The organism is Methylibium sp. Root1272, from assembly GCF_001425905.1.
In the GTDB taxonomy this organism is placed as follows: Bacteria; Pseudomonadota; Gammaproteobacteria; order Burkholderiales; family Burkholderiaceae_C; genus Methylibium.
In genome coordinates, this window is record NZ_LMDY01000002.1 from 145980 (window position 1) to 155944 (window position 9965).

Sequence of the window (9965 nt, forward strand, 5' to 3'; positions counted from 1 at the left end):
TGCCCCCACTGAAAGCCGCGTCATTGACGCGATGCCTTCACAGACAAGTCACCCCCCGAACCTCCCACGCGGCATGCGCGCACCAGCGGCGTCGATTGCAAACTTCTCGCTGAAACGGTACGAAAGATCGATGCGCCTGGTGCGCGAAAGGTAGTCTGGCTCATGCGGCAGTGTGAGCCGTCGAGTCGAATGCTCACGTCGTCGAAGGCTCCTGTAACGCGGCCAGTCGTTGAAGCTTGCGGTGGCACCGGTCATCCAAGACGCTCGCGCCGGGCGGCTGCTCTCAGTCTGCTGCAGATGCTCGTCCGCCCGTCAGCTGGGGTCAGCTGAGGGCCGATTGCAGTCATCGACGAAAGTAAGTCGCCGACGCTTCCTCAGCCCACCCTCACTCCCTCCGCTCCCTCTTCCCCGCCCCCTCCCACTTCTCCCGGTACTCCCGCACGATGCCCAAGAAGGACCGCAGCAGCGGCGACGGGTCGGTGGCGCGGTAGAGGCAGCTCAGGTCGATGGTGGCCTGCGGCGCGTCGGCCAGCGGGCGGTACACCACGCGCGGCATCTGCAGCGAGGTGATGGATTCGGGGATCAGTGAGATGCCGTAGCCGCTGGCCACGAGCGCGATGCCGGTCACCGCGTCGCCCACCTCCTGCGCGATCTGGGGCTCGAAGCCCTGCTGCTTGCACAGCTCGATCACCTTGTCGATGAAGCTCGGCCGCCCCACGTTCGGAAACAGCACCAGCGGGTGGTCGGCCAGCGCGCGGAACGGCACCGCCGCCAGCGCGGCCAGCGGGTTGTTCTCGTGCACCGCCACCAGCAGCCGCTCGGTGGTCACCAGCTCGCGGCCGATGTCGGGCAGCGGCGGCATCATGCGGTTGAAGCCGATCGTGATGCGGCGCTGCCGCAGCGCCTCGATCTGCTCGTTCTTGCTCATGGTGTGCAGCACGATGCTCACGCCGGGCAGGCGGGTGCGGAAGACCTCCAGCAGCTCCGGGATCACGCCGTAGATGCCGGAGCCGAAGATGCCCACGTCCAGCCGGCCGAGCTTGCCTTCGCCGGCCCGCTGAACGCGGTCGATGGCGCCTTCGACGAGCATGCGGATGTTGTTGGCCTCGGTGCGGAACATCTCGCCGGCCTGCGTGAGCTCCACGCCCTTGGGCGTGCGCACGAACAGGTCCACGCCCAGCTCTTCTTCCAGCGCGCGGATCTGCCGCGTGAGCGGCGGCTGGGAAATGTGCAACCGGGCCGCGGCGCGGCCGATGTTCAGCTCCTCGGCCACCGCCACGAAGTACTTGAGATGTCGCAGGTCCATGAGGTGCAAGGGGAGGGTGAGAGGGGCCGAACGGGTATGGCCGCCGAGCGTGAACGGTATTGGCTTTGCCTTCGGCTCTCAAGTATCTTCGCGTCGCCGCGGATCGGCGCACGCCGGCCGCCGCACGGTGATAACCCTGAGAGGAGCCGCGAGGTGTCCGTCGACCCCTGTTCGTCATCGCACCGCGTCACGATCGCCGACACCGGCGAGGCCTACTCCTGCAACGGCACCGAGACCGTGCTGGTGGGCCTGGCGCGGCTCGGCAAGCGCGGCATCCCGGTGGGCTGCCGCGGCGGCGGCTGCGGCGTGTGCAAGGTGGAGGTGGTGTCGGGCCAGTACCGCAAGCGCGTGATGAGCCGCACCCACGTGAACGCCGACGACGAGGCCTGCCACCGCGTGCTGGCCTGCTGCATCTACCCGAGCAGCGATGTCGTGGTGCGCGCCATCGGGCCGATGCAGAAGACGCTCCACCGCAGCGTCGCCGCGGTGCCGTCCATTACCGCACCGCCCGAGACCTCCTGATGTAAGCGCGGGGCCTCGCCTCAGGTCACGATGGTGAGGAAGCTCTCGTGCAGCTTGCCTTGCGGGTAGTCCAGGCCATGGCCGAAGCCTTCTTGCGTCCAGGTGATCGGCTCGCTGTCCGGATAGGGGTCGTAGCCGCCGCAGAAGGTCTCGAAGCGGTTGCCCGAAGGGTCCCAGGCGTAGATGGTCTCGCCGCGCGTCGTGCCGTGGCGGGTGGGGCCGATGTCGATGGGTACGTTGTTCATGCCCATGATGTCGCCGGCGCGCAGCACGCGTTCCCAGGTCGGCATGCGGAACGACAGGTGGTGCAGCTTGCCCGGCTCGGGGTATTCCACGAAGGCGATGTCGTGCGTCTTGTGCGAGCACGCCAGGAAGATCGCCACCTCGGGCTCGCCCGCTTCCTTGGGGCCGAGGATGCGCTCCACCAGGTAGAAGCCCAGCACCTCGGTGAACAGCTTCTTGTTGGCCGCGATGTTGGTGCCGTACAGCAGGCAGTGGTCCAGGCGTGTGGGCGCCATGCCGCGGTCGGCGTCCGGGCCCCAGGGGGCGGGGTTCACCTGGCCGAGGCCGTTGCCCACGTGCTTCTTGTCGGCATACAGCTCGAACAGGTGTCCGGTGGGCAGCTGGAAGCGCACGCGCTCGCCGGTCTCCAGCAGGTCGCCGGCCGGCACGCGCTCGGTCTCCAGGCCGTAGGCGCGCACGTCGCGCTCCAGCTGGTCGAGCGTGGCGCGGTCCAGCACCTTGTAGCCCACGAAGTCGATGCCGGCCGAGTCGGCCTGGCGCAGCACCACGCTGTGGTGGTCGCGCTCGTCCCAGCACTTGAAGTACACGCGGCCCTGCTTGTCGGTGCCGGTCTCCACGAGGCCGACTACGTCACGATAGAACTTGCGGCTGACTTCCAGGTCGAGCACGCGCAATTGCGCGTGGCCGGGACGCAGCACTCCGGTCATTGCCATGGGGGGTCTCCTCGAGGTGGCGGTGTGCGGTGGGCTCGTGCGACTTCTCGGCGGTCGCGGCAGCTTGTTGTTGTCGAGCGGTTGCGAGGAAGTGTAGGAAGCGCCCTGGCACCCGGTCCAATACCGATACTGGGCCGCCGCGATACCTTGTAGGTATCCGCCGCGCGGCCCGCCGGGCCTCGGAGGCCGCGGCTCAGGCCTGCGGCAGCGGTGCCAGCGCGCGCAGCCGGTAGATGAGTTGCGCGCGCGTGATGCCCAGCAGCCGCGCCGCGGCGGACTGGTTGTCCTGGGTGCGCGCCATCGCGCTGCGGATCAGCGCGGCCTCGATCTGGTCGAGCGGCGCGCTCGACACGTCGCCGCTGCCGCTCAGCAGCGCCATCACGCGCTGGCCCAGCTCCTGCGGGCCGTGGTGGCCGGACGTGCCGTCGCCGGGGTCGGTCGTGTCGAGCGGCGAGGGGCCGGCGTGCAGCGAGCCGTCGCGCTTGAGCGCGAGCAGGCCGCCGTCGACCTGCTCGCCGCCGAAGAACAGGTGCACGGTGTCGATCGCCCCCTGGTCCGGCGCCAGCACCACGCCGCGCTCCACCAGGTTCTCGAGCTCGCGGATGTTGCCCGGCCAGTCGTAGGCCAGCATCGCGTCGATCGCGCGGCTGGTGAAGCCGCTGACGCGCCGGCCGTCGCGCTGGTTGAACTTGTGCAGGAAGTGGTTCATGAACACCGGGATGTCCTCGCGCCGCTCGCGCAGCGGCGGCACCCGCACCGGCAGCACGTTGAGGCGGAAGAACAGGTCCTCGCGGAAGCGGCCGGCCTTGACCTCCTCGCGCAGGTTCAGGTTGCTCGCCGCGACCACGCGCACGTCGACCTTGCGCGCCTGCGCGCCGCCCACGCGCTCGACCTCACGCTCCTGCAATGCGCGCAGCAGCTTGCCCTGCGCCGGCCAGGCCAGGATGCCGATCTCGTCGAGGAACAGCGTGCCGCCGTCGGCCCGCTCGAAGCGGCCGGGCCGGCTGCTCACCGCGCCGGTGTAGGCGCCTTTCTCCACGCCGAACAGCTCGGCCTCCACCAGCTCTTCCGGGATGGCCGCGCAGTTGATCGCGACGAAGGGCCCGGCCGCGCGCGGGCCGATGCGGTGCAGGCTGCGCGCCAGCACTTCCTTGCCCACGCCGCTCTCGCCCTGGAACAGCACGGTGGCCTGGGTGTCGGCGGCGCGGCGGATCATGTGGCACACCGCGTTGAAGCCGGCGGACACGCCCACCACGTCCTCGCCGCCGAGCAGCGAGCGCGCCTCCGACGCCGCCGCGGCGCCGCGGTTGGCCGCGCTGAGGCCGCTGCTCAGGCTGTCGGCCTGCAGCGAGCGCAGGTCGTCGTCGGCATCCTCCCAGTCCTCGACCGGGCGGCCGACGATCACGCAGTGCGGCGCGCCCTGCGCGCAGCACTGCACCTCGCGGAACATCACCGGGCGGCCCATGAAGCGGCTGACGAAGCCCGAGGCGTAGCCCACCTGCTGCCAGCACGCGACGTCGGTGCCGATGCCGTAGAGGCGGATGTGCTCCTCGGCCTCGGCCGAGCCGTGCCAGTTGAACTCGCCGTAGAAGCGGCCGTGTTCCTCGTTCATGTCGAGCCGCACCGGCTCGACGCGCGCCACGCCCTCGAGCATGTGCAGCTGCGGGCCGACCAGCATGGCCTCGGTGGGGTGGGTGGAGCCCCGCAGCTTGCGCGCGAGGTCGGCGTCGTGCGAGCCGGAGTTGTAGCCCACGCGCGTGATCAGGCCGCGCGCGCGATCGATGCCCAGGCTCTCGATCAGCTCCTGGCGCAGCACGCCCTGACCCGACACATGCATCAGCAGCATGCGCTGCTCGTCGAGCCAGATGCGGCCTTCGCGTGCGTCGAAATGGATGCGCGACACGAGGTCGTCGATCGACGGCGAGGCGGGCGACTTGGGGGCGGCGGTCTTGTGCGAGGCCATGTGCGGGGCTTGTAGAAATTCAAACAGTCCGGGCCTCGAAATGCTAACGGCCGCTTGTTTGAATTGATACACGTGTTTGATCCGAGCGGGCCGCGAGGCCGGATCAAGCGAGCTCGCAAGGGCGATTTCGGCGCTTGCAGCGACCAAAGATCAGGGTGTTCCCTAGACCTTGGCGCGATGGCACAGGCCGTGCGAAAGCAGGCCATCTCAACCACCTTTTTCATCGCGCATGTCCGTCGTGCCATTCCATCCGCCAGGGGCCGTTTCGGCTTGCTGGGTGCGCCTGCGCAACGAGCGTCGCGACGGCTTCATCGAGTTCGACTTCTCGCTCGGTGACCCGGACCTGTGGGTGGAGCTGATCCTGCCGCGCCCGGCCTTCGAGGCCTTCTGCGCCGCGCAGCGCGCCCGTTCTCTAGGCGCGGCCGAAGGCGCGCGCATCGACGCCGAGCAGGCCAAGTGGCGCTACGGCCGACACGGACCCGACGAATAGCCCGCGGTCCCGACACCAGAACGACAACACACCCGAACACCAGGAGACAAGCAGACCATGACCGTCGAAATCCGCACCCAGACCGTCAAGCCGGTACGCCAGACCTTCGGGCACATCGCCCGGCGCTTCGGCGACAAGCCGGCCACGCGCTACCAGGAGGCCACCTACGACCTCCAGTCGCAGACCAACCACCACTACAAGCCGCTGTGGGACCCCGAGCGCGACCTCTACGACAAGCGCCGCACCGCCCTCCAGATGGCCGACTGGTACGCGCTGAAGGACCCGCGCCAGTACTACTACGGCAGCTACACCATGGCGCGCGCCAAGCAGCAGGAGGCGCTGGACCGCCAGATGGAGTTCGCCGACCGGCGCGGCCTGCTGGCCCAGTTGCCCACCGAGGCCCGCGAAGCCATCGTCTTCGCCCTCGTGCCGCTGCGCCACTACGAATGGGGCGCCAACACCAACCTCAGCCACGTCGCCGCCTACGGCTGGGGCACCGCGGTGACCCAGGCCGCCGTGATGGGCGCGATGGACCGCCTGGGCCTGGCCCAGCACCTCTCGCGCATCGGCCTGCTGGTGGACGGCAACACCGGCGCCGCGCTCGACCAGGCCCACCGCCACTGGGTCGAACACCCGGCCTGGCAGGGCCTGCGCCGCGAGGTGGAGAACCTGTTCGTCACGCGCGACTGGTTCGAGGTCCTGGTGGCGCAGACCCTGGTGGCCGACGGACTGCTCTACCCGCTGTTCTTCCAGCACTTCGACGCCCGCATGGCGCAGCGCCACGGGCCGGCGCTGGCCACCGTGCTCGACCACATGAACCGCTGGCAGGACGAGACGGCCAGGTGGGTCGATGCGACCGTCAAGACCGCCGCCGCGGAGAGCGAGGCCAACCGGGCGCTGATCCAGGGCTGGGTGACCCCCTGGCGCAGCGCGCTGAACGCCGCCCTGGCGCTGCTGGCCGAGGCCACGCTGGGCACCGACGGTGCGGGGGCGCTGGCTGAGGCCGATGCCGCCCTGGGCGCGCGCCTGGCCCGGCTCGGGCTGGCCAGCGCATGAGCGCCGCCCGCTCCGGCACGAGCCTGCAGCCGGTCTTCATCGCGCTGCAGGCCAACAACGACACCCTGCCGATCGTCGAGGCCATCCAGGCCGACAACCCGCACGCGGTGGTGAGCGAGTACCCGGCGATGGTGAAGATCGACGCGCCCGGCTCCCTGGTGATCCGGCGCGCCTCGATCGAGGAGCGCATCGGGCGCGACTTCGACCTGCGCGAGCTGCAGCTCAACCTGATCTCGCTGTCCGGCGGGATCGACGAGACCGACGACGAATTCATCCTGCAATGGAAGGCCGCCTGAGGGCGACCGAGGAGACCCGCATGACCGACGACCTGAAGACCGCCAAGAAGCTCAGCTTGAAGGAGAACTACGCGCTGCTCACGCGCGGGCTCGACTGGGAGCCGAGCTACCAGCCCAGGAGCGAGATCTTCCGCACGGTGGACTTCGAGGGCATCAGGATCCACGACTGGGACAAGTGGGAGGACCCGTTCCGTCTGACGATGGACGCCTACTGGAAGTACCAGGGCGAGAAGGAGAAGAAGCTCTACGCGATCATCGACGCCTTCCAGCAGAACAACGGCCAGTTCAACGTCAGCGATGCGCGTTACCTGCAGGCGTTGAAGATCTTTCTGACGGGGGTGAGTCCGCTGGAGTACGCGTCCCATCGCGGCTTCTGCATTCTCGGACGCGAGTTTCCGGGCGTCGGGCCGCGCATCGCGGCGCAGATGCAGGCCATCGACGAACTGCGCCATGCGCAGACGCAGATCCACGCGATCAGCCAGTACAACAAGTACTTCACGGGGCTGAGCGAGTTCCCGCTGATGTTCGATCGGACCTGGTACCTGTCGATCCCGAAGTCCTTCTTCGAGGACGCGATCACCGCGGGGCCGTTCGAGTTCATCACCGCGATCTCGTTCGCCTTCGAGTACGTGCTGACCAACCTGGTGTTCATGCCCTGGGCCTCCGGTGCGGCCTACAACGGCGACATGTCCACGGTGTCGTTCGGCTTCTCGGCGCAGAGCGACGAGGCGCGCCACATGACGCTGGGCATCGAGGTCATCAAGTTCCTGCTCGAGCAGGACCCGGCCAACGTGCCCATCGTGCAGGGCTGGATCGACAAGTGGTTCTGGCGCGGCTACCGGCTCCTCACCCTGCTCGCCACGATGATGGACTACATGCTGCCCAAGCGCGTGATGAGCTGGAGCGAGGCCTGGGAGATCTACTTCGAGCAGAACGGCGGCGCACTGTTCGCCGACCTGGCGCGCTACGGCATCCGCATGCCCAAGCACTGGGAGACGACGGTCAAGGAGAAGGGCCACGTGGGGCACCAGCTCTGGTGCACCTTCTACCAGTTCCGCCATGCCGCCGGCTTCCCGGTCTGGCTGCCGAGCGATGAGGAGATGGACTGGCTTTCCGCCAAGTACCCGGACACCTTCGATCGCTACTACCGGCCGCGCTTCGAGCACTGGCGCGAGCTGGAGCGGCAGGGAACGCCGTTCGTCAACGCCACGCTGCCGCAGCTGTGCCAGGTGTGCCAGTGGCCGCTGCTGTTCACCGAGCCGGACGATCCGACGCAGATCGCCTACCGCGAGGAGACCTACCTCGGCGAGAAGTTCCAGTGCTGTTCCGATGGCTGCCTGGACATCTTCCGCAACGAGCCGGAGAAGTACGTCCACGCGCACCTGCCGGTGCATCAGATCTACCAGGGCAACTACTTCAACCCGGGGGTCGACCCGACGGCGCCGGGCTTCAACCCGCTGGTCGAGGCGCTGAAGTACATGGGCATCGAGCCGGGCGTCGACGGCGGCGACTTCGCCACCCACATCGATGCGGTGAACTGGGAGCGCTGGACCCAGCGCCCCGCCAACATGCACCAGCCTTCTGCCACCGCGGACGCCCTGGCCCAGGTCCAGGCCGCCGAACGCCGGACCGCCTGAGGAGGAAAAGAAGATGAGCGTCAAGGCGATCCGCCCCGGCTACCACGGGGACATGAAGGACAGTGTCGACAAGTTCCACGGCCAGCAGCTGCTGGGCATCGGCTGGGACCAGCACCTGATGTATGCGACGCCGCTGTGCGTGCCGCTGCCGCCGCAGATGCCGTTCGGTGCGCTGGTCGAGCAGGTGCTGCCCGCGCTGTTCGGCCAGCACCCGCAGTTCGCGCAGATCGACTGGTCGCGGGTGCAATGGCTGCGTGCGGGCCAGCCCTTCGAGCCGGCGCTGGACCAGAGCCTGGCCGACAACGGCCTGGCCCACAAGTCCGTGCTCCGCTTCCGCACGCCGGAACTCGCGGGTCTCTACGGCGTCGGCTTCTGAGCGCCCATGAGCTACCGCTTGACGATCGAACCGATCGGCGCGTCGGTCGAGGTGGCGCCCGACCAGACCGTGCTCGACGCCTGCCTGCGGGCAGGGATCTGGCTGCCGCACGCCTGCTGCCACGGCCTGTGCGCGACCTGCAAGGTGCAGGTGCTCGATGGCGAGGTGGAGCACGGCGAGGCCTCGCCGTTCGCGCTGATGGACTTCGAGCGCGACGAAGGCAAGACGCTGGCCTGCTGCGCCACGCTGCAGGCCGACACCGTGATCGAGGCCGACATCGACGAGGACCCCGACGCCGAGCTGATCCCGGTGCGCGACCACGTCGGCACCGTGACCCGCATCGAGGCGCTCACCCCCACCATCAAGGGCCTGTTCCTGCGCCTGGACACGCCGATCCGCTTCCAGGCCGGCCAGTACGTGAACCTCGAGATCCCGGGGCTGGGCATCCGCCGGGCGTTCTCGCTGGCCAGCCCGCCGTCGCAGGGCGGCGAGATCGAGCTCAACGTGCGCATCGTGCCCGGCGGCGCCGGCACCGGCTACCTGCACGAGGCGCTGAAGGTGGGCGACGCGCTGAAGCTGTCGGGGCCCTATGGCCGCTTCTTCGTGCGCCGCTCGGCGCGCCTGCCGATGCTGTTCATGGCCGGGGGATCGGGACTGTCGAGTCCGCGCAGCATGATCCTCGACCTGCTGGAGCAGGGCAGTCCGCCGGCGATCACGCTGGTGTACGGCCAGCGCCACCGGAGCGAGCTGTACTACCACGAGGACTTCGAGGCGCTGGCCGAGCGGCATCCGTACTTCAGCTACGTGCCGGTGCTGTCGCACGAGCCCGAGGGCAGCGGTTGGGGCGGGGCGCGCGGCTTCGTGCACGAGGCCGCGAAGGCGCACTTCGGCAACGACTTCCGCGGTCACAAGGCCTACCTGTGCGGGCCGCCGGCCATGATCGACGCCTGCATCTCCACGCTGATGCAGGGCCGCCTGTTCGAGCGCGACATCTACACCGAGAAGTTCCTCTCCGCGGCCGACGCGCAGCGCGTGCGCAGCCCGCTGTTCAAGGCCATCTGAGGTGATGGACGTGGCGGCGAATACCTTGCGAGTATCGAAGCCGGTGCGCATCGGTATTGGACCGCCCCATCCACCGACTCCTAGACTTTTGCCAGTCCGCGTCATTGCAGGACGCGAGGCCTTTTCCAAGTCACCGACGCAGTGCGGGAACGAGGCGCACCCCGGAGACCTTCGAATGAAACCGCCCCGTCCTTCCATCGTCCGAGGCCTGAGCACATTGCTGCTGCTCTATGGTCTGCAAGGTCTGAGCGGGTGCATGCAGGCGCCTGATTTCAGTGCGGTGAAGGCCGAGCGCCAGAAG

Annotated in this window: 10 protein-coding genes; 7 read left to right on the top strand and 3 right to left on the bottom strand. The window is 68.6% G+C overall.

Annotated elements, in window-relative coordinates:
• Positions 1–385: 385 nt before the first annotated feature.
• On the bottom strand, positions 386–1306 hold the full coding sequence (locus ASC67_RS04095) for a LysR substrate-binding domain-containing protein (protein ID WP_056315381.1): 921 nt from the start codon (positions 1304–1306) through the stop codon (positions 386–388).
• A gap of 153 nt (positions 1307–1459) precedes the next feature.
• Between ASC67_RS04095 and ASC67_RS04100 the strand changes: the two genes are divergently transcribed.
• On the top strand, positions 1460–1828 hold the full coding sequence (locus ASC67_RS04100; RefSeq protein ID WP_056315383.1) for a 2Fe-2S iron-sulfur cluster-binding protein: 369 nt from the start codon (positions 1460–1462) through the stop codon (positions 1826–1828).
• Between the two features lie 20 nt (positions 1829–1848).
• Here ASC67_RS04100 and ASC67_RS04105 read toward each other — a convergent pair whose 3' ends face one another.
• Positions 1849–2784 (bottom strand): catechol 2,3-dioxygenase, encoded by a 936-nt coding sequence (locus ASC67_RS04105; protein ID WP_056315385.1) that lies wholly within the window; start codon positions 2782–2784, stop codon positions 1849–1851.
• A gap of 193 nt (positions 2785–2977) precedes the next feature.
• Positions 2978–4747 (bottom strand): sigma-54-dependent Fis family transcriptional regulator, encoded by a 1770-nt coding sequence (locus tag ASC67_RS04110; protein ID WP_056315387.1) that lies wholly within the window; start codon positions 4745–4747, stop codon positions 2978–2980.
• A gap of 277 nt (positions 4748–5024) precedes the next feature.
• Here ASC67_RS04110 and ASC67_RS04115 point away from each other — a divergent pair, with 277 nt between their 5' ends.
• The 6 genes from ASC67_RS04115 to ASC67_RS04140 are packed head-to-tail and all read left to right on the top strand — an operon-like array spanning position 5025 to position 9664.
• Positions 5025–5237 (top strand): phenol hydroxylase subunit, encoded by a 213-nt coding sequence (locus ASC67_RS04115; RefSeq protein ID WP_235566215.1) that lies wholly within the window; start codon positions 5025–5027, stop codon positions 5235–5237.
• Positions 5238–5294: 57 nt separating this feature from the next.
• Entirely contained in the window at positions 5295–6293 is a 999-nt protein-coding gene (locus ASC67_RS04120; protein WP_056315391.1) for an aromatic/alkene monooxygenase hydroxylase subunit beta, read from the top strand.
• Complete coding sequence (locus ASC67_RS04125) at positions 6290–6589, top strand: MmoB/DmpM family protein (protein WP_056315392.1); 300 nt, start codon at positions 6290–6292, stop codon at positions 6587–6589. The genes ASC67_RS04120 and ASC67_RS04125 overlap by 4 nt, the downstream gene beginning before the upstream one ends.
• Before the next feature lie 20 nt (positions 6590–6609).
• Positions 6610–8226 carry an aromatic/alkene/methane monooxygenase hydroxylase/oxygenase subunit alpha gene (locus ASC67_RS04130; RefSeq protein ID WP_056315438.1) on the top strand — a complete coding sequence of 539 codons (1617 nt, stop codon included), beginning with the start codon at positions 6610–6612 and terminating at the stop codon, positions 8224–8226.
• Between the two features lie 13 nt (positions 8227–8239).
• Positions 8240–8602, top strand: coding sequence for a phenol hydroxylase subunit P4 (locus tag ASC67_RS04135; RefSeq protein WP_056315394.1), 363 nt, complete (start codon positions 8240–8242; stop codon positions 8600–8602).
• 6 nt (positions 8603–8608) lie between these two features.
• The gene (locus ASC67_RS04140) at positions 8609–9664 is read left to right on the top strand and encodes an NADH:ubiquinone reductase (Na(+)-transporting) subunit F (RefSeq protein ID WP_056315396.1); all 1056 of its coding nucleotides are present in this window, start codon (positions 8609–8611) and stop codon (positions 9662–9664) included.
• Positions 9665–9965 lie beyond the last annotated feature (301 nt).